General features: G+C 53.1%; 22 protein-coding genes. 7 read left to right on the top strand and 15 right to left on the bottom strand.

All coding sequences use genetic code 11. From position 1 onward, the window contains the following. Window positions 1-55 precede the first annotated feature (55 nt). On the bottom strand, window positions 56-952 hold the full coding sequence (locus tag AD944_RS08255; protein WP_035381839.1) for a glucosamine inositolphosphorylceramide transferase family protein: 897 nt from the start codon (window positions 950-952) through the stop codon (window positions 56-58). Window positions 953-1094: 142 nt separating this feature from the next. On the opposite strand from AD944_RS08255, the gene AD944_RS08250 reads away from it, so the two are divergent. Further along, window positions 1095-1892 (top strand): inositol monophosphatase family protein, encoded by a 798-nt coding sequence (locus AD944_RS08250; RefSeq protein WP_086640952.1) that lies wholly within the window; start codon window positions 1095-1097, stop codon window positions 1890-1892. A gap of 99 nt (window positions 1893-1991) precedes the next feature. Further along, entirely contained in the window at window positions 1992-2855 is an 864-nt protein-coding gene (locus tag AD944_RS08245; RefSeq protein ID WP_045541934.1) for a lipid-binding SYLF domain-containing protein, read from the top strand. 297 nt (window positions 2856-3152) lie between these two features. Here the strand turns inward: AD944_RS08245 and mltG are convergent, their stop codons facing one another. The 10 genes from mltG to AD944_RS08195 form a co-directional block, all read right to left on the bottom strand. Further along, complete coding sequence (gene mltG, locus AD944_RS08240) at window positions 3153-4145, bottom strand: endolytic transglycosylase MltG (protein ID WP_045541935.1); 993 nt, start codon at window positions 4143-4145, stop codon at window positions 3153-3155. A 43-nt stretch (window positions 4146-4188) separates the two neighbouring features. Continuing rightward, entirely contained in the window at window positions 4189-5475 is a 1287-nt protein-coding gene (gene fabF, locus AD944_RS08235) for a beta-ketoacyl-ACP synthase II (protein ID WP_082741182.1), read from the bottom strand. Between the two features lie 78 nt (window positions 5476-5553). Beyond that, window positions 5554-5793, bottom strand: a complete 240-nt coding sequence (locus AD944_RS08230; RefSeq protein WP_006557907.1) for an acyl carrier protein — start codon at window positions 5791-5793, stop codon at window positions 5554-5556. 271 nt (window positions 5794-6064) lie between these two features. After that, window positions 6065-6808: a 3-oxoacyl-[acyl-carrier-protein] reductase gene (gene fabG / locus AD944_RS08225; RefSeq protein WP_035381844.1), complete on the bottom strand. Its 744-nt coding sequence runs from the start codon at window positions 6806-6808 to the stop codon at window positions 6065-6067. A gap of 19 nt (window positions 6809-6827) precedes the next feature. Beyond that, the gene (gene fabD, locus AD944_RS08220; RefSeq protein WP_045541937.1) at window positions 6828-7772 is read right to left on the bottom strand and encodes an ACP S-malonyltransferase; all 945 of its coding nucleotides are present in this window, start codon (window positions 7770-7772) and stop codon (window positions 6828-6830) included. A gap of 203 nt (window positions 7773-7975) precedes the next feature. Next, the gene (locus AD944_RS08215; protein WP_231551860.1) at window positions 7976-8545 is read right to left on the bottom strand and encodes a YdcF family protein; all 570 of its coding nucleotides are present in this window, start codon (window positions 8543-8545) and stop codon (window positions 7976-7978) included. Beyond that, the gene (locus AD944_RS08210) at window positions 8542-9801 is read right to left on the bottom strand and encodes a class I SAM-dependent methyltransferase (protein ID WP_045541938.1); all 1260 of its coding nucleotides are present in this window, start codon (window positions 9799-9801) and stop codon (window positions 8542-8544) included. Before AD944_RS08210 ends, AD944_RS08215 begins: the two co-directional genes overlap by 4 nt. An 11-nt stretch (window positions 9802-9812) precedes the next feature. Then, complete coding sequence (locus AD944_RS08205) at window positions 9813-10565, bottom strand: glycine betaine ABC transporter substrate-binding protein (RefSeq protein WP_035381849.1); 753 nt, start codon at window positions 10563-10565, stop codon at window positions 9813-9815. Between the two features lie 293 nt (window positions 10566-10858). Then, entirely contained in the window at window positions 10859-11215 is a 357-nt protein-coding gene (locus AD944_RS08200) for a hypothetical protein (protein WP_145912806.1), read from the bottom strand. 207 nt (window positions 11216-11422) lie between these two features. Further along, on the bottom strand, window positions 11423-12484 hold the full coding sequence (locus tag AD944_RS08195) for a lipid A deacylase LpxR family protein (RefSeq protein WP_045541939.1): 1062 nt from the start codon (window positions 12482-12484) through the stop codon (window positions 11423-11425). A 370-nt stretch (window positions 12485-12854) separates the two neighbouring features. On the opposite strand from AD944_RS08195, the gene AD944_RS17570 reads away from it, so the two are divergent. Beyond that, complete coding sequence (locus AD944_RS17570) at window positions 12855-13562, top strand: cold-shock protein (RefSeq protein WP_082741183.1); 708 nt, start codon at window positions 12855-12857, stop codon at window positions 13560-13562. A 116-nt stretch (window positions 13563-13678) separates the two neighbouring features. Here AD944_RS17570 and smpB read toward each other — a convergent pair whose 3' ends face one another. From smpB to AD944_RS08170, 4 genes are read right to left on the bottom strand one after another with little or no spacing between them, the layout of a single operon-like run. Further along, entirely contained in the window at window positions 13679-14176 is a 498-nt protein-coding gene (gene smpB, locus AD944_RS08185) for an SsrA-binding protein SmpB (protein WP_045541940.1), read from the bottom strand. Then, window positions 14176-15066 carry a 4-hydroxy-tetrahydrodipicolinate synthase gene (gene dapA / locus AD944_RS08180; protein WP_045541941.1) on the bottom strand — a complete coding sequence of 297 codons (891 nt, stop codon included), beginning with the start codon at window positions 15064-15066 and terminating at the stop codon, window positions 14176-14178. Before dapA ends, smpB begins: the two co-directional genes overlap by 1 nt. A gap of 10 nt (window positions 15067-15076) precedes the next feature. Then, on the bottom strand, window positions 15077-15973 hold the full coding sequence (locus AD944_RS08175) for a prephenate dehydratase (protein ID WP_045541942.1): 897 nt from the start codon (window positions 15971-15973) through the stop codon (window positions 15077-15079). Window positions 15974-15982: 9 nt separating this feature from the next. Further along, window positions 15983-16717: a 3-deoxy-manno-octulosonate cytidylyltransferase gene (locus tag AD944_RS08170; RefSeq protein ID WP_045541999.1), complete on the bottom strand. Its 735-nt coding sequence runs from the start codon at window positions 16715-16717 to the stop codon at window positions 15983-15985. 151 nt (window positions 16718-16868) lie between these two features. Here AD944_RS08170 and AD944_RS08165 point away from each other — a divergent pair, with 151 nt between their 5' ends. The 4 genes from AD944_RS08165 (at window position 16869) to AD944_RS08150 (ending at window position 21044) form a co-directional block, all read left to right on the top strand. Beyond that, complete coding sequence (locus tag AD944_RS08165) at window positions 16869-17354, top strand: c-type cytochrome (RefSeq protein WP_061138861.1); 486 nt, start codon at window positions 16869-16871, stop codon at window positions 17352-17354. Between the two features lie 24 nt (window positions 17355-17378). Continuing rightward, on the top strand, window positions 17379-18173 hold the full coding sequence (locus tag AD944_RS08160; RefSeq protein WP_045541943.1) for an inositol monophosphatase family protein: 795 nt from the start codon (window positions 17379-17381) through the stop codon (window positions 18171-18173). Between the two features lie 98 nt (window positions 18174-18271). After that, the gene (serA, locus tag AD944_RS08155) at window positions 18272-19525 is read left to right on the top strand and encodes a phosphoglycerate dehydrogenase (protein ID WP_035381858.1); all 1254 of its coding nucleotides are present in this window, start codon (window positions 18272-18274) and stop codon (window positions 19523-19525) included. Window positions 19526-19547: 22 nt separating this feature from the next. Then, entirely contained in the window at window positions 19548-21044 is a 1497-nt protein-coding gene (locus AD944_RS08150) for a YifB family Mg chelatase-like AAA ATPase (RefSeq protein WP_045541944.1), read from the top strand. The last annotated feature ends 15 nt before the right edge of the window (window positions 21045-21059 follow it).

Raw genomic sequence — 21059 nt, 5'->3', positions numbered from 1 at the left:
TGTGGGCGTGTTTTATGCACGTAATGCGTCTGATCGCCGGGCGGATTTTCGTGGCTTATCTCGGCACGAACGTTTTCTGGAGCCACCGTTTCACATCATAAGCATGACGGGCCGGTGAATGACTGATGCGTTTTGCATCAATCAGCGTGACGTTTCCAGCAGCCGAAAGTGTATGCAGGCCGTCCGTCCAAGGCTGAAAGGCCTTGGGGGCCGCAAGCGTGTGAATGACCGACGTTGTACAATGTGTGGGGCTTAAGCCTGAAAGACGAACAAGAGAGATGCCCCCCCCATAGGTTTGTGTACAATCCTGGGTCGGAAGAATGAGGTCGTTGCCGTCCACGATGGGCGTTCCTCCAGGGCGGCCGCTGGACAGATTTTCACGTATAGGGTTGGCCGGGTGCAAGTGCCATGGGCCGGTTAGGCGGTCTGCAAAAGCTGCGCACAGCATGGATTTTTTTTCACGCCCCGTTCCCGGAGGGCTGAAGAACATCCACCAAAGCCCTTTAAAGAATATGGGCGATGCATCAATGGCTGCGACAGGAAACGTGAACTGATTATTTTTTTCCCATACGTCAGGGAAAGTGGAGGCGCGATAGAGGGTCAGGTGGCCGGACCGATGAGCTTCCGGTAGCATCCAGAATGACCCTTCATGATGGAAGACGACGGGATAGGAAAGATGCCACGGTTCCGACAGCACGCGGGCACGCCGTACAAACTGAAGAGAGGAGTCATATTGAAGCATATCGATTTTGCCGCATTTTGTCCGGTAATCGTAAGCTTCAGCAAAAATGTATAGATTGTGTTCGTGCCAGACGCCAAATGGGTCCGCCAGAAAACGCATGCCGTGATCGTTTCCAATCCACTGAGGAGTAAACCCTTCAAGCGTTTCCGCCCTAAGAATGGTCGCCATGGGGGCGCGGATAATGCCTGTCTGCCACTGGTCTGTTCTCATAAAGGGCAAAATCCAGCCTCCTCGCCGTAAGTTAAGGGCTTGTTTGTAGAGCGATCCTGCTTTTGTACGCACAGATGTCGCTTCGCAAGAGACTTGACGTTATGGTGCAGCCCATATGTCTGCTTTTTGGGAGTTGTGTTCTATGTCCTCACCCGATCCGGCTATTGCCTGTCGTCTGGAAGCTGCAAGGGCTGTGGTGCATGATGCGGCTTGCCTTGCCATGTCCATGCGTCCGCCACCGGGTGGCCCGGCCGGAAAGCAGAAAGCCGCCCAGGATTGGCTGACAGAGACAGACGGCGCAGTAGAAACATTTATTGCCGAACGTATGAAGGCACTTTTTCCGGATGATGGTTTTCAGGGAGAAGAAGGCGGTGTAGCGCGCGCAGGCCAGTTGCGTTGGGTGGTAGACCCGATTGATGGAACCTCTAATTATGCGCGGGGCAGAAGCCGGTGGTGTGTGTCTTTGGGGCTTCTGGACGGCGATGAACCTGTGGCGGGGGTTATTGAAGCGCCCGCGTTGGGAGAAGTCTATACGGCTCTGCGCGGCCACGGCGCTTTTCTGAACGGCAAACGGATACAGGCCTCTCCGGTTGCTGACCCCGCAAGTGCCATGATTGAAATGGGCTGGAGTAACCGTGTTCCTAAACCCGTTTTCATGGAAAAGATTGACGCCATTATGGATCTGGGGGCCATGCCCCGTTCGGGTGGTTCAGGCGCGCTGGCCTTGGCGGATGTGGCCTGCGGGCGGCTGGATGGCTATATCGAAATTGTCATCAACCTGTGGGATGTGGCTGCTGCCCTCCCCTTGCTGGCGGAGGCAGGAGCCTGTGTTTCTCCCTTCCTGCGGGATGGAGGTTTGACGGGGCCAGCAACCATTCTTGCCGCCAATCCTCATATTGCAGACGTTCTTTCAAAAGCAGTATCTATCCCACTTGAGTGAAAGCCCAGAGAGAACGTTCATTTTTCAGGCCATTCTGCCGCCATAAAATCCTGCTTTTGTTATGACCCATGGTTGCGGCCCATAATGGAGACCACCCGTATGCAGTCCGTTTATCGTTTTACGTCTTTCTCTCTGGCTCTGGGGAGCATGATTGCTCTTACCAGTGTGCCAGTCCAGGCTCGCGCAGCTGAAACAGTTCAGACATTGGTGGATAAGGCTGCTCTCACAGTTCAGGATATTTTTGTGGGTGCTACAGGCCAAAGCGTCGTAGCGGTCAATTTGGCTAAAGCGCGTGCGGTTATGGTGTGTCCGTCCATTTTCCGGATGTCCATAGCCTTTGGTGGTGCCGGAGGAGGCTGCCTTCTTTTGGCAAGGGATGCGCGTGGCTCATGGTCTGACCCTGCGTTTTATACGCTTAGCACCGCCTCTTTCGGGCTTCAGTTAGGGGTGCAGAATTCTCAGGCCATGTTCTTTGTTATGACGGATCGTGGGTTGCAGGCTCTGCTGGATAGTCAGTTTCAGTTTGGTGCGAATGCGGGTGTTTCGTTCGCAACTCTGAGCAGTAACGTGGAGCGTGGAAATGCTGGAGCCAGGAACACCGACATTCTGGTGGCGCAGAAATCACAGGGGTTGTTTGCTGGGGCAGCACTGGGAGGCACTAAATTGACGGTCAATAGTGATGCCAACCGTAAATATTACGGTCAAAGTGTCGGGCCGGAGGATATTGTGGTTTCCATGCGCGTCAATAATTCTGGCGCAGACCCACTCCGCAGTGTTTTGACCCGGTATGGCAAGTTGTCTTCTGCCACGCCGACCTCCTCCAATGGCAAAACAACGCAAGCTACTTCCGCTTTTCAACCTACAAATGAGGTTGATACGGTGCCCAACTACCAGGGCGGTGCGACTTCAGGTGCAGCCTCCGTGCAGCATGAATCGCTTGCTCCACTTAAGGCGGGAAAATGAGAAGCCTGATGGGCTTGTAATGGGATGGTTGGAAGAAACGGAACGGCATAGGTTTCGTTTCTTCGTATTGTTCAAGTTGAGTAAATATAAAAACAGCTCATTTAATCTGAGCCTAGAAGCCCTTTTTTCTTTGAATACAAAGGCTTCTTTTCCCCGTTGCATTCATTTTAGTTTGGTTTGTTTGGCATCTTAGGATGCTTTATTCCCTTTTTTCGCGACTGTTTGCATGAGGATTTTCTTGTGCGTTTCGTCGTCGAAAGCAGTCAGCCATTTCTTTAAGAGGCGGCCAACCCTCTTTTAAGGTTGAACCGCTGCATTTGACTGTTCTTTTTTCTGCCGAAAGAGGGATACGTTCTTATTATGTTCGGCAAGGGTTGTCGCAAAATTATGCCCCCCTACCCCATTCGCGACGAAATAGAGCATGTCGCCTGTGGCTGGATGAGCAACGGCCTGCAAGGATGAAAGTCCGGGGGAACAGATGGGGCCCGGCGGAAGGCCCATAATGGTATACGTATTATAGGGGCTGGGCGTTTGCAGATCCGTGTGGGTCAGAGGCCGTCCCAATGGCGGATTGCCATTGGTAAGGGCATAAATCACAGTAGGATCTGTTTGTAATTTCATGCCGTTTTCAAGGCGATTGATAAAGACTCTTGCAACCAACGGGCGTTCAGACGGGATCGCTGTTTCTTTCTCGACAAGAGATGCCAGCGTGATAAAAGCCTGCTGGGTTGTAATCTCTCCAATCTTCTGCCGATCAGTCCATAGTTTTGAAACAACAGATGTCATGGCAACGCGCGCACGGTCTATAATGGCGCTACGGGAACTATTGCGAAGATAACTGTACGTTTCTGGCAGGACACTCCCTTCCTGCGGAAGAGGTGCTTCTCCGATCAGAAAAGGAGCTGCTTGAACCAGCGTTTGAATTTGAAGGGCAGTCAAGCCTTCTGGGATGGTCAGTTTATGCAGAACGGGCTTGCTATGACGTAAAATCCAGAGTGCCTGCTTCATTGATGTAAACGCAGGGAAGTGCAGCTCGGCAGCATGGAGTTGCCCCTCGTGTCTGGTGAGAAAGATCGCGCTTCGGGCCACGCGTTCTGTCCACCATCCCTGTTTAAGGACGCCTGCATGCTGAAGAGTATGAATGGTGCTCTGATAGTCGCCGTGTGGGACAACCACATCGGTATCGTGAGCAAGCTGGCCAGACCCGTGGTAGTCCTGCCACGCTTTCATGCCTGTTCCTCCTACTCCAACAAGAAGCAAAAGAAACAGGAGAAAGAAAAGTTTACGCATGGCGTCTTATTATTCCTTCTTGCGAAGAAATAATAGAGCGAACTCAGACGCCGCGTACAACCAGACTGGCGTTAGTACCGCCAAAGCCAAAGCTGTTTGAAAGAGCGATATTAACCGGACGTTGCTGCGCTGTATGCGCCACGCGATCAATCACACTTTCGCGGGACGGGTTATCTAGGTTCAATGTAGGAGGAACCACATTATCCCGGATCGCAAGCATACAGAACATGGCTTCCACAGCGCCTGCCGCACCGAGCAGATGCCCTGTGGCGGATTTGGTGGAAGACATGGCCAGTTTGCGCGCATCATCGCCGAACAGGCGTTCAACGGCTTCCAGTTCAAGGTCATCCGCCATTGTGGACGTACCATGGGCATTTACATAGCCAATATCCGCAGGGGTAACGCCAGCACTTTTCAGTGCAGAACGCATCGCGCGGTAGGCTCCGTAATGGCCTTCAGCCGGAGCCGTAATGTGATACGCATCGCCAGACATGCCATAACCGACAATTTCGGCATAAATCTTGGCACCACGGGCTTTTGCGTGCTCGTATTCCTCAAGCACCACAACACCAGCCCCTTCCCCCATAACAAAGCCATCACGGTCTTTGTCCCAAGGGCGGGAGGCTTTGCCCGGTGTTTCATTAAAGCCGGTAGAGAGGGCTCTGGCTGAACAGAAACCAGCAATGCCAAGTGGGCAGACAGTTGCTTCCGCTCCCCCTGCAACCATCACATCGGCATCGCCAAACATGATGATACGGGCTGCATCCCCAATGGCATGCACACCGGTTGCACAGGCTGTCACCACAGAGTGGTTGGGCCCCTGAAATCCGTATTTGATGGAGACATGCCCGGAGACCAGATTGATCAGGGCAGACGGAATGAAAAAGGGAGAAAGACGCTTGGCGCGACCTTCATGCACCGTGATCGAGGCATCATAGATGGTCTGAAGACCACCGATTCCCGATCCGATCATGACGCCTGTGGCGCATTTCTCTTCTTCAGTCTGTGGTTTCCATCCGGAATCTTCCACAGCTTCCGTAGCAGCAACCAGCCCCATATGAATGAAGCGGTCCATCTTGCGCTGATCTTTGACAGGTATCCATTCAGAAAGCGTGAGCTTCCCTTCGGCGGCCGGTCCTTCCGGAACCTGACCTGCTACCTGTGCAGGAAGATCGCTAGGGTCAAAATGCGTGATCCTGCCAATCCCGCTTTCGCCTGCAATCAGACGTGACCATACGTTTTCGACACCGAGGCCAAGCGGCCCCACCATGCCCATACCGGTGACGACAACGCGTCTCCGGCCCGAATTTGCTCCGGCCGACTGCAACAAACCAGCCCGCTCCCCGCTTGAATCTGTTTGGTCCCTCACGGAAAGAGGGACCTTATATTGCTTGGCAAAAAGGCCTGATCAGGCCGCTTTCTGCTTTTCGATGTAGTCAATCGCGTCTTTGACAGTGGCGATCTTTTCAGCAGCGTCTTCCGGAATCTCAACGTTGAAAGCTTCTTCAAAAGCCATCACGAGTTCAACGGTATCAAGGCTGTCTGCTCCCAGATCGTCGATGAACGACGCTTCCGGCGTGACCTTGCTTTCCTCGACGCCGAGATGCTCGACCACAATTTTCTTAACCTTATCAGCGATTTCGCTCATCTGTCTCTGCTTCCTATATGCCCATGAGAAAAAGGGGCAAGTTGTCTAGGCGCTTAATTTGCCAGCTTCCCTGTTGTGCATCTGGATGAAGCGAAGAACTTCAATCCAGAAAACAAGGCTGCGGGCGCATAGCACGTTTCTTTGGTTCAAGCCAAGATGAACCGTACGAAGGCTCTTCCAGATGGACTGGCCAGCACCAATTACGGAAACTGTCTGCCACATCTGAAAACGTTTTGCACCACCTGTTATGCGTTATCCGTGCAGCTAGCCTTCAGATCATAGCCATGCCACCATTAACATGCAGGGTCGCTCCTGTAACCCATCCAGCTTCATCCGAGCACAAATAAAGTACAGCTGCGGCAATGTCTTCCGGTTTACCAAGCCGACCAAGCGGAATCTGGCTCTGCAGCTTTTCCTTCTGGGCATCCGGCAAGACGTCTGTCATGGGGGTGACAATGAAGCCCGGAGCGACCACGTTTACCGTAACGCCGCGGGAGCCAACTTCCTGCGCAAGGGATTTGCTCATCCCCACCATGCCAGCTTTGGCCGCAGAATAGTTTGCTTGCCCCGCATTGCCGGTTGCTCCCACTACGGAGGCAATGTTCACAATTCGGCCTGAACGTCGGCGCAACATGCCTTTCAGGGCAGCACGGCACAGTCGAAACGGTGAGGAAAGGTCCACATTCAGGACCTGATCCCAATCTTCGTCTTTCATGCGTAATGCGAGCATATCCCGCGTAAGGCCCGCATTATTGACAAGAATATCAACAGGTTTGCCCGCTTTTTCTTCAGCTTTGCCAATTAACGCATCGGCTTCTGCTGGATCAGACAGGTTTGCAGTCACATAGTGCACGCGTTCACCACCCAGCTTTTCAGCCTGTGCTTTCAAGGCGTCTTCACGTGTGCCGGAGAGCACCACAGTGGCGCCTTGGGCGTGCAAAGTGGCCGCAATCGCGCCCCCGATCCCGCCAGAAGCTCCTGTTACCAGAGCCACCTTGCCATCAAGTTTGAACATGAAATTATACCTGGTTGTTTTAAAAGGATTTAAGGAGGGATTCGATATCGGCTGGCGTGCCGACAGAAAGGGTGCTCACTTCCGGATCAATGCGACGGATCAAGCCGGATAAAACTTTTCCTGCGCCAATTTCCACAAACGTATCAATTCCTGCGCTACTCATAGCTTCAACGCTTTCACGCCAACGGACGCGGCCAGTTACCTGTTTTGTCAGATTGCTCCGAATCGCATCTGCGTCGGTTTCTCTTTCAGCTGTTACGTTCGCAATCACCGGCACAATAGGAGCTGCGATATCAGCCTTTGCCAGTGCTTCAGCCATCACATCCTCTGCTGGCTGCATCAGGGAGCAATGGAACGGGGCCGATACGGGAAGCTTCAGTGCGCGTTTGATCTTCATGTCCTTTGCAAGGGCCACTGCTTTATCAATTGCGTCCATGGAGCCGGAAATAACGATCTGGCCTCCGCCGTTATCATTGGCAATTTCCAGAATGCTTCCTTCTCCGGCTCTAGCGCAGATTTCCTGTATTTGTGCCAAAGTGCCGCCAATAATGGCAGCCATGCCCCCCTGCCCAGCGGGAACGGCCTTTTGCATGGCTTGCCCGCGAAGCCGTAGAAGACGTGCAGCATCCGAAATGCTGAAAGCACGCCCAGCGGCCAAGGCAGCGTATTCTCCTAGAGAATGACCAGCTAGAAGCGTAACTTTGCTTGCAAGGTCTAGGCCACCTTCGGTTTCCAGAACGCGCATTACAGCCATGGAAACAGCCATAAGGGCGGGTTGAGTATTCTCCGTGCTGGTTAGGGCCTCAGTGGGGCCCTCGAAAATCGTCTTGGAAAGACGCTCCCCGAGCGCTTCATCTACTTCTTCGAATACGGCACGGGCTGCAGGGAAGGCCTGGGCCAGTTCAGACCCCATGCCCACGGACTGACTGCCCTGCCCTGGAAAAACAAAAGCGTAAACGGCCATTTTACCTACTGTTTCTAAAGGTTACTTGGCCCCATATGGGCAAAATAACCGTGGTAGACGGTTAAATGAGGATGAACCGAAAATGCAAAAGCGGTCTGGTTGATCGCTTCTTTGGAAATGCCGGGCTGGCTGCAGTGAGCCTCCTGCCGTGCTCTTCGGATAAAATCCTCGCGGATGTGGCGCGGAGGATACGACGCCGCTTTCTAGCGCACAATACGCCAAGCCAGAACGAGCAACGCATCCCATCCACTCGCAAGGATTTCGTGACCGATGATCAGGATTTTGTGGAACAGGTTCGTCCGCGCTAGATTTTTGTAAGGAAACGGAACCTGATGCACCTTCCAGCCTGCTAGTCGCATTAACAACATGCAGCGCGGCATGTGATACGGACTAGTGGCTAAGGCAATTCTGGTGTTACTAAGGCTTTGTTTTTTTAATATCTTTGTACAGGCTACTATAGAGTCAAAAGTGTCTGTCGCCGTTTTTTCAACCACGATCTCGGTGGCTGATACGCCTTCTTTGAGAAGGAGGCAGGCCATGACTTCCGCCTCTGTCACCCCTTTCTGGGGAACATTTCCTGTAGGAATATAAAGAACATTTTTATGATGTCTGCCAAATGCCAGAGCTGCTTTGACCCGATCCCGTAACGCGGGTGTCGGAGAGCCATCTTTTTTCAGCGCCGCTCCAAAAATGATAATAGGAACAGGCGCTGTTTTTGTGGAAGTAGAAGCAGCATCACGACATATGCCGTCTGAAATGGTCTTCTGTTTCACGCGGGAGATTGTAGTAGCACTCGGTTGAGGCTTTCAAGTGTTGGAAAGATTTCATTCCAGATTTTTCTGAATTTATCTTCCGTTACGCCGCGGGTGCTTAGAATTTCCGCCAGATCTCCCACTGTTCGCTGCCCATCAATAAGGGGCAAAAGACCTCGTGTTTGCGGAGGAAGGGGTATGGGGACAGCCAATGTGCCAAAGGTAAAGGGTAGCGTGTGATCCGCCAGCATCTGTTTTGCAAGTTCAATGCCCGGGATCTCCCGCATGAGTGGAATGGCATCGAAATCATTATAGTCTGGGGGGGTAATACGCTCTCCCTGTCGAACAACGTATGCAACATGCGTTGCCATATTGCCAGTCAAAGCCTCCGCAACAATGGCTTTTTCGCGCCCGCTTAATGTGCCGAGGCGCTTTCTGAGGCGAGGGTCGGGTAGAAACAGCGTTGGATCATACCGTGCGGGCTCCATAAGGCAGGATGCGTCAAGTCCCGCTTCGCTCAATAGGTCCAGGAATGCGTCAATGGTGTATGAACGATCTCTCGGATTAAGCAAAAGATCATACAGCCCTGCATCTCCCCCGCTCAGATGGTCTCCAAAATTACCATTATGGCGAAGCCATGCTGTAGCAGGAAGAGAGCGCATCACTCGTTTGGCTGTATCCAGCCGTGCTGCTGGTGGCTCTGTATGTGGCGCTAACTGCTCAAGAGCATCCTGTAGCATGTAAACTCCAGTGCGACCGTAAGGAGCATAGACCATGAGGCCCATTCCTCCCTGCGGTGCGAGCAAATGCACAAGGCTTTTCAGGGTTGCTGCCGGGTCAGGCAGATGATGGAGCACACCGCAACAATCGATATAATCGAACAAGCCGAGCTCTAGACTTTTCAAGTCAGTCAGAGAGGCTTGAATAAAGCGGATATTATCCAGTTCGCGGGTAGTTGCGCGAGCTTGAGCAATAGAAAGAGCATGATGGGAGCGGTCGATACAGACCACTTCTCCGGGCCGGTTGGAGCGTGCCATCTGAGTGGCAAGCATGATGGCGCCATCGCCTGTTCCGCACCCGGCCACAAGCGCCCGTAGCGGCTTGCTGCGGGATCTACGGGCCCCAAATACCCAGTAATCTATTTCGCGAAGATGGCTTGGGCTGCCAATAAGCAGGCGTTTTGTCTCGTCTTGCGCGTTCCGTTCAGGATAAGGATAAGCTTCATACTGAGCCGCAAGTTCCGTATCCCGCGTATCGGTGTCCGATGGCATGGTCATAACAGCTCCCTTCAGCGTGGAAGCAGTTTGCCTCGTTGCCAGGATTCCGCTGCTTCGTCGGCTGTTAACCCTTCAGTACGCATGGCGTAATCCATCGCGCTAATCACTTTTGTGCTCAGCATCAGTTCATCCAGCTCGTCCATCAGATCTCGGTCAAGTTCCTCTGCTAGGCCAGGACGAAGCAACATGCGCGCATCCATTTCTTTTCCCATTCCGCCTTTGGGGTCCGTCAGGATACGGAAGCCGCCTTGATGGAATAAAAAGCAAGGCTGGGTCAGAGGCATAAGGATGCGTTCTTGCGTTCCAAGCTTATGGGAAAGAGAGGCCAACGCCTGTTCATCTTCCATAACTTCCAGAATAAAGCCTGCATCAGCCAAAGCGTAGGTGGCGAGCATGTGCTCAACCTGCTGTTGCAGGGATGCTGGTGTAATAATGGTCCGTGACAACTCATTCTGAGTGGTCTGGGCAACATCCGTCAGCGATGTGACAGACGCATCTTCCTGAGAGATGCAACAATATGCACCTGGGTTGAACAGGTGCCCAAGCGGCGTTACGCCTGATGTGAGAAGATCTGAATCCAGTTCGGGCAGCCAAGCGGAAATATAGAGATCGACCTCTCCGTTACTCAGCATTTGCCCAAGGGCTGCTTTAGGGCCGACAACAATTTCTGGTTCAACGTCGTTCGCTTCAAGAACCCGGATGATTGCCGCCGCTGTCGCCTCATGGATGGTGCTATCAGGATGGGCGAGAGTAATGGTGGTCATATCATCTTCCTTCAGGTCGGGCTCGCATGTCTTTCTCCTGCTCCTTGCAGCAGGAGAGACGCTAAGACGCAATCCCTGAAATGAAGTATCTGCCCCTTTAAAGTGAGATGAGAGTGCTAAACAACACACTATGCAGGGGCTCGAATAGGCCAACACACAACTGTAAAATACTATAACGCGTGGATGACGTTCAGTGTGTTACGAGCATAAGAGTAATTTTAGCCATTAACTCTCCCCCATTGGCATGGGGTAAGTACGTTTCATGGCTTAGGTGAGAAAATTAGGCGGAAGGATCAGGCCGCAACAATTTTCTCAGGACGCGGAAGAACAGGGCGCACCATATTAAGAGCATCCGCAAAGGAGCTGAACTGTCCGAGTTGATGCTCACGGACAGCATCCACAACAATCCATTTATTTCCGCGAGAGAACACTTTGTAAGCTGGGTCTGGTGTTTCGCGCACCCAGATGACGACATATTCAGAGGAAAGGCCAGGCTCACGTTGAGAGGCGGAGAAAACATCCGCATCACAAACGCCCATTGGTAGTCCAGCCTCAATCCAACGGGAGAGGTACTCCCGGTGTCGTGACAAAATTTCCATCTGAAACGGAATGATTTTACAGACGGACGGTGTTTCGTTCATGTGCAGCATCAGACTTTTCCATTCCCATCAAACACCAGAGGGCTTCTGGTGTTGACTGTAAAATGGTCTTTTCTATCAGGCCAACATAAAACGCATGGGATCGCCTCAGAATCAGGCAGAAAGTTCCTAAAGTTGCGCAAAAACCACAAAATCTAATCAAATGGAAAAGTTTCGACGCTATTTTTTAACCACATGCCTATTTTTTATGCTTAATTTTTAGAATTTGGCAGATACCATCAGAGAACCGTAATTGAAGAGGCCGGATTTCGCTCCGTCAAACTGCTGCGTCTGCCAGACCTGACTATAGGAGACACGAAGACCATAAAACATGACGGCAAGCCCGGCATGAATCTCTCCCACATCCCATTTCTTGTTCACGTGCAGAGAATTGCTGCGCATTGTATTGCCCTGCAGGGTGGCGTCATAGCCGACAGCCTCGCCAGTTACCCCGCCAAAGAAATACCATGCAAAGGGGCGCGTGGCTTTGTAGGCATCTGTTCCATCTGTACCAGAGCCACCGATGGTTGGGATGCCGAAGTCACTATTTAGCCCCTGCCCGATCCGGATCATGTCACCAATACGTCCGTAGATTTGGTAATCACCAATTGCAGCGGCGGCAGAAGGCAGCATGTCCATTTCAATGCCTGCAACCTTGACGAGGGGTAAGCGCCACGTCCGTCCGCCTTGCACCTGAAATATAGGCTGGTTCTGAAGCTGATGCCCCCAGCCTTGATTTTTAGTGTCCCCAATAGCGCCGTGGAAACCATTCTGGAGTTGTCTGCCCATGGCGGCCGGGCCCATGACCCCCACTTGAATGCCGAATACACTGCGAGACGTGTCCGTATCGCTGATAAGATTGATCGTGCCCAGAAGAACGCTGGCGTAAGGACGATCGCGCAGCAGGCTGGTTTGAGCTTGGCCAGGTGCCCATGGGCTGGGAGATTGCGTGTCTCGTGGGGTGAAAATTAATTGTTGCAGTCCCATGCTGATGCGCTGCACCCCTTCTCCCCAGATGGCCTTGCTGATGGAGGCTATGGGGGTGGGGAGTGTATCTGTGCCGGATGTCCAGTTTAGCCGCAGGCCACTTGTATAATATTGGTCAGATGTGGATTTGAGGGTGGAAACGGCATCGTTCTCTCCCTGTAGGGTCCATGTGCCCTGCTTGTCCTGCAGAGGAGTCGCATCTGCTGTAGAGATGGAAGCAAGAGCGCTGCCAGCTAAAAGAAGGGTTGTGGCAGCCATATGCCGGACGCGGGGCAATTTTACGACAGCAGACATATTTTTCCTCTCACTCTGCAGGCGCAGATGTAATCTTTATTTTCTTTAATTGATAGCGCCTCAACAGAAAACCCTGATTTACCTACGCATGGCACGCATGAACCGGGCATGATGAACTGCAGCATTCATGCGAGTATCACAAAATTGTTATAGGCACGAAAAGGGATGAAACGCGTGCTCGTTTCATGCTTTCCTATAGCTACGCTACAGACGGTATGCTAGAAAAAATACCGGGTGTGGTTGCAGTGCTACGGAATGGAACAGGGTTGTGCTCAGTTATGAGTATTGCGTCAACCAGTCTTAGGCAATCTGCCCGTTTTTCAATATCTGGAGAAAGTTCGGCTTTCTCCATGTTCCAGGATCAAGACCGTTGAGAAGTAACAGGACCGACCGCAGCTCTCGCTCTCCGCGCCGCGGCGGATTTGACGACGATTTTATGTCAACGCCCTCTTATGGCGAACGCCCCTCTTTTGGTGCAGACCGTAGTGGTTTCGCTCCGCGTAGACCCGCTGGTGGCGGTGCAGGTGGCCCGCAGGTTATCGCTTCCGGTCCGGAAATCGGAGCGACTGTCAAGTGGTTCAATGGCGAAAAAGGCTACGGCTTTGTTGAACTAGCTGATGGTTCTGGCGATGTATTCCTGCATGCCAATGCTCTGTCCCAGATTGGTCACGAAGGCGTAAGTCCCGGTGCAACGCTGGTTGTACGTATCGGTCAGGGCCCGAAAGGTCGTCAGGTCGCGGAAGTGATCTCTGTTGACGAAAGCACGGCACAGCCGGAACGTCCTCGTTCTGCTCCCGGTGGCTTTGGTGGTGGCGCTCCTCGTGGTGGCTTTGCGCGCGCTCCGCGTCCTGCTCCTGATCTGTCCTTCGCAGAAGAAATTCGCGGGACGGTCAAGTGGTACAATGCGACTAAGGGCTTTGGCTTTATCACGCCGGATGGTGGCGGCAAGGACATTTTTGTCCACGCGTCTGCTCTTGAACGCTCCGGTCTTTCCAGCCTGAATGAAGGCCAGACTGCAAATGTGAAAGTGGTTCAGGGCCAGAAAGGTCCGGAAGCTGCACAGATTGACCCGGCCTAATATTTTCTGTTTTGCAGGAAATCAGAAAACCCCGCTTCGGCGGGGTTTTTTGTATGTAGGCGTTGGAAATTCAAAGAGATTTATTAAGGTGTAGGGCCGGTCTTTAGGTTGTAGGATTAGTAGTCCTCCCGCCCCTTGTTGCGTAGTAAGCGCGCTTTGTCACGTTGCCAGTCCCGCTCAGCAATGGCATGACGTTTATCGACGTTCTTCTTCCCTTCCCCCAAGCCAAGTGTCACTTTAGCGACGCCACGATTGTTGAAGTGAATGTCGAGCGGAACCAGGGTTGCGCCTTCCCGTGCGATTGCCCCCAGATATTTTTCAATCTGTTTCCGATGCATAAGAAGCTTGCGCGGGGCGCGAGTATCAAAGCGTGAGAGCACCCCACCCTGATATTCAGGAATGTAGCTATTGAAAAGCCAAAGTTCTCCATCGCGTTCGCCTGCATAGGCTTCTGTAATCATGGCGCGGCCAAGACGCAGGCTTTTGACTTCTGCACCTTTTAGGACAAGTCCTGCTTCAACGGTTTCCTTGATGGCGTAATTAAAACGCCCTTTTCGATTTTGAGCGGCAATACCATGAGAGATCATAGTATTTTTACGAGGTTTTTGGGCCATCAGTTTAGCAGCCCGACATTAACAAGCGCCGCACGAACCATCAGGCGAGATGCTTCTGACAAAGGGGCGAGTGGGAGGCGTGTTGTTTCCCCTGCCAGACCCAGCAGGCTTGCAGCATATTTTACCGGGCCTGGGTTGCTTTCGCAGAAAAGTGCATCGTGCAGCGGTAACAGCTTATCCTGAGCAGCAATGGCGTCACCTGCGCGTCCTTCTTGCCACGCTTTCTGTATAGAGGCACACAAAGAGGGGGCGATATTGGATGTCACGCTGATGCAGCCATCTCCACCGGCCCCCAGAAAAGCAACAGCTGTTCCGTCTTCTCCAGAAAGCTGATTGAAGCGTTTGGTAACGGCGCGGCGCACTTGCAGGGGGCGAAGAAGGTTAGCTGTTGCGTCTTTCACGCCAATAATATTGGCGTGCTTTGCCAGGCGCGCCATCGTTTCAACGCTGATGTCAACCACAGAGCGTCCTGGGATGTTATACAGCACAACAGGAATGGAAATGGCATCGGCAATTGCCATGAAATGACGATAAAGCCCCTCTTGTGTGGGCTTATTGTAATAAGGCGTCACCACAAGCGCGGCTGAGGCTCCAGCCTGCTCCGCATGTTTTGCCAGATCAACGGCTTCTGACGTGCTGTTGGAGCCTGCGCCCGCAATAACAGGCACACGACCGCCAGAAACCTTGATTGTCCGCTCTACCACGGCATGGTGTTCTGCGTGAGAAAGCGTGGGGCTTTCTCCGGTGGTGCCCATGGCGCAGAGAGCAGAGGTGCCTTCCTCTATCTGCCAGTTCACCAGATTTTCGAAAGAGGTGAAATCCAGACTGCCATCCCGGTTCATGGGGGTAATAAGAGCGGTAATGGAGCCGGTAAATATTATGTCTGACATGGGCTGTCGTCTATCCTGCAATGGCGTCTGCGCATCCTGAAGATGGTTCTTCAGGGGGACGGCCTGACATTTGCCGCCGGAAGGGCGACTGCTTGTAAACACCAAGGATTTTGGCGTTTTCGGAGAAGAAATCAAGTTCAGCTAACGCTTTGCCAAGGGGGGCATCTTCAGGGTGCCCCTCAACATCCAGCAGAAAGCGGGTCGCGGCAAAGCTGCCGCCCGTCATGTAGCTTTCCAGTCGGGTCATGTTGATCCCACTGGTCGCAAATCCTCCCAGAACCTTGTAAAGCGCGCCCGGGATATTTTTGACGCTGAAAATAACCGTTGTCATATTGTCAGGCGTGCCAGGTGACGGGCGCTGTTCGGTGCGGGATGCAATATAGAAGCGCGTTGTGTTGTGCTTTGCATCCTCAACGTTTCTCTGCAGAATTTGTAGCCCGTTCAATTGCCCCGCCAGTTCTGATGCAACGGCTGCTTCCTCGGGTTTTTTCCAGAACGCGACCAACTCTGCCGCCCCGGCTGTGTCAAACTCAATGACGGGCGTGAAATTATGGGTTTTCAGCAAGGTGCTGATTTGCCCCATGGCAACAGGATGGGTGTGAACGCGTTTCACATCTTCAATGCGGGCTCCCGGGACACCAAGAAGGCAATGCTCCACGCGCTGGAAATGCTCTCCCACAATATAGAGGCCTGAATTGGGCAGGAGTGAATGAATGTCCGGCACGCGGCCAGCCAGACTATTTTCACACGCCAGCATGGCCAGTTCAGCGTCACCTTTGTGGACAGCCTCAATCGTTTCAGCAAATGTCTTGCACGGTAGCGTTTGCCAGCCGGGTTTGGCGGTGCGGCATGCCAGATCGGAATAGGCGCCAGGTGTGCCCTGAAAGGCGATAACCTTTTTGGTCATGTCTTTAGATTATGCTCCGAAGGCCTGTCGGGCGCGTTCAAGATCTGCTGGGGTATCTACACCAAAAGGCGCAATGTCAATTTTGGCACAGCCAATACGCATGCCTGCTTCAAGGGCACGAAGCTGTTCTAGTTTCTCTCGCTTTTCCAGCCCGGATTCTGGCAAGCTTACAAAGCGCTGGAGAGCGTCACGACGCCAGCCATAGACCCCAACATGATGCCAGAGCGGGCCTTCTCCCCAAGGCAGTGGCATGCGTGAAAAATATAATGCGGGTGCCGTAGTGGCATTGCCGGGAAAATCACATGCGACCTTTACAACGGAAGAAGTCAGCTTTTCTTCTTCCGAAAGGATAGGGGTCACAAGGGTTGCAAGGTCAACCCATGGCTCTGCTAGTGGCTTCAGGATGGCGTGAAGGGCGGTTGGTGGAAAAGTGGGTAAGTCGCCCTGCAGGTTGATAATCAGATCATGCTTGCCTTGTGGGTCGATTTGTTGGGTTGCGTGCCAGACCCTATCGGAGCCAGACGGGAGCGCCGGGTCGGTCAGAACAGAGTTGCCGCCTGCTGCCTGCACCGTATCACAGATGCTCTGCTCCGCAGCAGCGACGACCACTGGCCCGATATCAGCGGCCAGTGCGGCTTCCAGAACCCGGATAATCATGGGCTTGCCTGCAATATCTGCAAGCGGTTTGCCTGGCAGGCGGGTGGAAGCAAGCCTTGCGGGAATAATGACAAGCGGAGTGGCCATCAGCTTGCTCTGCAATTCAGCACGGAATATAGCCTTGGAAACACTGTGAAAACGGTGCTGCGTAACCAGCGCGGTGACTTGCTTCACACGAAGCGGCACGTAGTTTAGGAAAGCTGCACGCCAAACGCAACAGGAGGAAGCAGCTCCGACAATGGATAGCGTGTTTCTCAACAAGGCTGCGGCCGCTGTGTTGCTGAGCATTGCTACAGCCTGGATCTGTAGCGCAGTGGGTTCAACTGTTGTCCCCATCACAGCTCCTGCCAAGCCTGCCTTTTCTGTGCCCGGCACAGAGAACGTGCCAATCGCGCCCTACATGGCTCACGCTGACGCGGATCATGGAGAAGAGTTGGCGCACCAGATATGTTCCAGTTGTCATGCACTTGTCAGTGCAGCGAGCGATGGTGTGGGACCTAATCTGGCCGGTGTAGCGGGCCGACCAAGAGCAAGTATTACGGGATATGCGTATTCGTCGGCTCTTGCAGGGCAGAAAGCGAATGTCTGGTCAGATCAGGCTTTGTCAGACTGGTTGACCTCTCCTGCTCGCTTTGCACCCGGCACCCGGATGTCGCTTGTCGGGATATCCTCCCCTGCACAACGAGCGGATATCATAGCCTATCTGCACACATTGGCCGAATAGATCATTCTTTTTTAAAGGCTTCTCATGACCTCAGATGACCTGACTCCTTTCCTGAATGTAGCCAACATGATGGCTGACGCCGCCCGATGCGTCGTGCGGCCCTGGTTTCGGTCTTCTGTGGCAGTGATCGACAAGGCAGATCAAAGCCCCGTGACTTTGGCGGATCGGACGGCGGAGCGTGTGATGCGGGCTATTCTGAGCGAACGGCTGCCAGGACATGGCGTATTTGGAGAAGAGTTTGGGCTGGAAAATGAAAACGCCTCCTATCGCTGGCTGCTTGATCCTGTGGATGGAACGCGTTCGTTTGTGACAGGCCGTCCATTGTTTGGAACTCTGATTGCCCTTCTGAAGAATGGGGTTCCAGTTTTGGGGATTATTGATCAGCCTGTTACCGAGGAGCGCTGGGTTGGCGTTTCAGGTCAGCCTACCCGCTTTTCTTCCCGTTTTGGCGGCCTGGCAGGAACACGTGCCTGCCCGGAACTTGGTCAAGCAGAACTCTCCTGTACCTCTCCTGAAATGCTGGAAAGCGCTCCGCATGAGGGATGGAAAACCCTCAAAAAGCGGGCAAAACGCATGACATGGGGCGGTGACTGCTATGCATATGGCCTGCTAGCGCTCGGCCAGATTGATATTATTGCCGAGTGTGACATGAACCCATGGGACTGGGCTGCGCTGGTGCCCGTGATTGAAGGCGCAGGCGGCAGAATAACAGCCTGGGATGGCTCCCCCCTACATGCTGAAGGAGACAGAACAGTGCTCGCCGTGGGAGATGCCTCCCTCCATTCCGCGGCGGTTCAAGCCCTTGCAACGCGACCGTAAGCGCGAGACTTACGAAAGTTATCATGACGCAGGATCTATGAATTTGTCGCAATTTGCGATAGGCCTGCGCATCGGCACAACAGGTATGGTTATTCCGCATGAGCACGCAACTGTCCCTTCCGAAGGACAAGATCCGCATTCTGCTGCTTGAGGGCATTCACGACAGTGCCGTCGCTTTGCTCAAAGCCAGTGGATATGAGAACGTCGTCCGCCATAAAGGCGCGCTTGAGGGCGATGCCCTGAAAAAAGCGCTGGAAGGTGTGCATATTGTTGGTATTCGCTCGCGCACGCAGTTGACTAAAGAAGTCATCGAAGGCGCTGATCGGCTTGTGGCCATCGGATGTTTCTGCATCGGGACCAATCAGGTTGATCTGGATGCAGCACGTCTGAACGGTATCCCTGTTTTCAACGCGCCATACAGCAACACCCGCTCTGTAGCCGAACTGGTTATGGGCGAAATTGTGATGCTCATGCGCCAAATTTTCCCGCGTTCTACCGAGTGTCATGTTGGCACATGGAAGAAGTCTGCCAGCAATAGTTGGGAAGTACGGGGCAAGACGCTGGGTATTGTGGGGTATGGCTCCATTGGCTCCCAGCTTTCCGTGCTGGCGGAAGCCTTTGGCATGCGTGTGATGTATTTTGACGTGGTGGATAAACTGGGCCACGGCAATGCAGGGTCTGTGGACACATTGGAAGAATTGCTGGCCGAAAGTGATGTGGTCAGTCTGCACGTGCCACAGTTGCCTTCCACCAGAAATCTGATGGGGCCAGATCAGATCCGAGCCATGAAAAAAGGCTCCTTCCTGATCAACAACGCACGTGGAAACGTTGTTGATCTTGATGCTCTGGCCGAAGCGCTTAAAGATGGTCACTTGCTGGGGGCAGCAATTGATGTGTACCCCAAAGAGCCAAAAGGGCCGAATGATCGCCTTGAAACGCCTCTTCAGGGCATAGATAACGTGATCCTGACCCCACATATCGGGGGCTCTACGGCAGAAGCTCAGGAACGGATTGGCGTAGAAGTGGCGCGCAAACTGGTTGAGTATTCTGATGTAGGCTCAACATTTGGGTCTGTGAATTTCCCAGGTGTGCAGTTGCCGCAAAGCCCGCGTGGAACACGATTCATGCACGTGCACCATAATGTGCCCGGTATGATGATGCGTCTGAACGAAATTTTTCTGCGTGAAACCTGCAATGTTACGGCCCAGTTCCTCCAGACAGATGGGGAAATCGGGTATGTGGTGGTAGAGGCGGATACAGGAAAGAATACGGATCTTGATGATCGGATTCTGCACGCTCTGCGCGAGCTTGACGGAACAATTCGTGCCCGCCTGATCTATAAAGGACAGTGAGGTCTGCGTTCGGAGTGCGGGAATGATCAATTCCCGCATTCGGAGTTTTGCTTTTTCAGGCATAGAGGCCAGACCTGTCTGGGTTGAAGTCCAGATTTCGTCTGGCCTCCCTGCATTTCTGATTGTCGGCTTGCCAGATAAGGCCGTGGGAGAAGCGCGGGAGCGTGTTCGTGCCTCCTTTACGTCCATGGGCCTTGCCCTGCCCGCCAAGCGGATTGTGATCAATCTGGTTCCTGCGGATATTCCCAAAGAAGGCTCACATTTTGATCTTCCGATAGCACTCGCATTGTTAAGTGCTATGGAGGTTATTCCTTTCGAAGAAGTGTCCGGCTTTGCGGCATTGGGAGAATTGTCTCTGGATGGTTCTCTTAATCCTGTGGCAGGAGTGCTGTCTGCCTCTATTGAAGCGTCTTCCATGGAATTGGGGTTGGTATGCCCGGCCTCTCAAGCTCAGGAAGCGCTTTGTGGTGGAGATATTGCCGTAATTGGCGCGCCCACTTTGCTAAGCTTGATTAATCATTTTAATGGTTTGCAAATAATTTCCCCTCCTCTCTTGGCTATTGCACTGCCAGATTTGCAAGAGGCAGTACCTGATCTTGCTGATATCAGAGGAATGGAAACGGGTCGTCGTGCTTTAGAAATTGCTGCAGCTGGAGGGCACTCCCTTCTTTTATCAGGGCCGCCGGGAGCAGGAAAATCCATGTTGGCGGCGCGTTTGCCCGGATTGCTGCCAGATCTGACACCGAAAGAAAGCCTCGACGTTTCCCGTATTTATAGTGCTGCAGGGTTGTTAAAAGACGGCCGCCCTCTTCGTCGGCCTCCTTATCGGGAGCCTCATCATTCTGCCAGTTTGCCTGCGTTGATTGGGGGTGGAACACGCGCCCGGCCGGGAGAGATTAGTTTGGCGGATCATGGTGTTCTGTTCTTGGATGAACTGCCGGAGTTTACGCGGGGTGCTCTTGAAGCATTGCGTCAACCGCTAGAGACGGGGCGCGTCAGTATCGCGCGTGCAGCCGCCCACGTTACCTACCCTGCCCGTTTCCAGCTTATTGCCGCCATGAATCCCTGTCGATGTGGATATCTGGGAGATGCCGAGCGGGAATGCCGGAAGGCGCCTCGATGTGGTGAAGATTATGTCACCCGTCTTTCTGGCCCACTATTGGATCGTATTGATCTGCATGTTGCCATGCAGCCGTTTACGCCCTTGGATTATATGACTCAGCAACCGGGTGAAAGCAGTGCTCCTGTTGCCGAGCGGGTAAGCGGGGCGCGTATCGTGCAATATGCCCGCCAGAATGGCCGTAAAAATGCGGAAGCTTCTTTGGAGGAGCTTGGTCTTTCTGCTGCAGGACAGGCAATGGCACAAAAAATCTCAACCCGATTTCGCTTTTCAGCGCGTGGATATACACGCCTCCTGCGTGTGGCGAGAACAATTGCGGATCTGGCAGGAGAAGAGGAAATCCAGCCCGCCCATGTGGCTGAAGCCGCGACTTATCGGCTTCGAGCTGGGCTGGATTAAGAAAAGGCTTTTTGA

Origin of the sequence: Acetobacter tropicalis, from assembly GCF_001580915.1 — a bacterium.
GTDB lineage: Bacteria > Pseudomonadota > Alphaproteobacteria > Acetobacterales > Acetobacteraceae > Acetobacter > Acetobacter tropicalis.
This window is presented reverse-complemented; position numbering and strand designations above follow the sequence as displayed.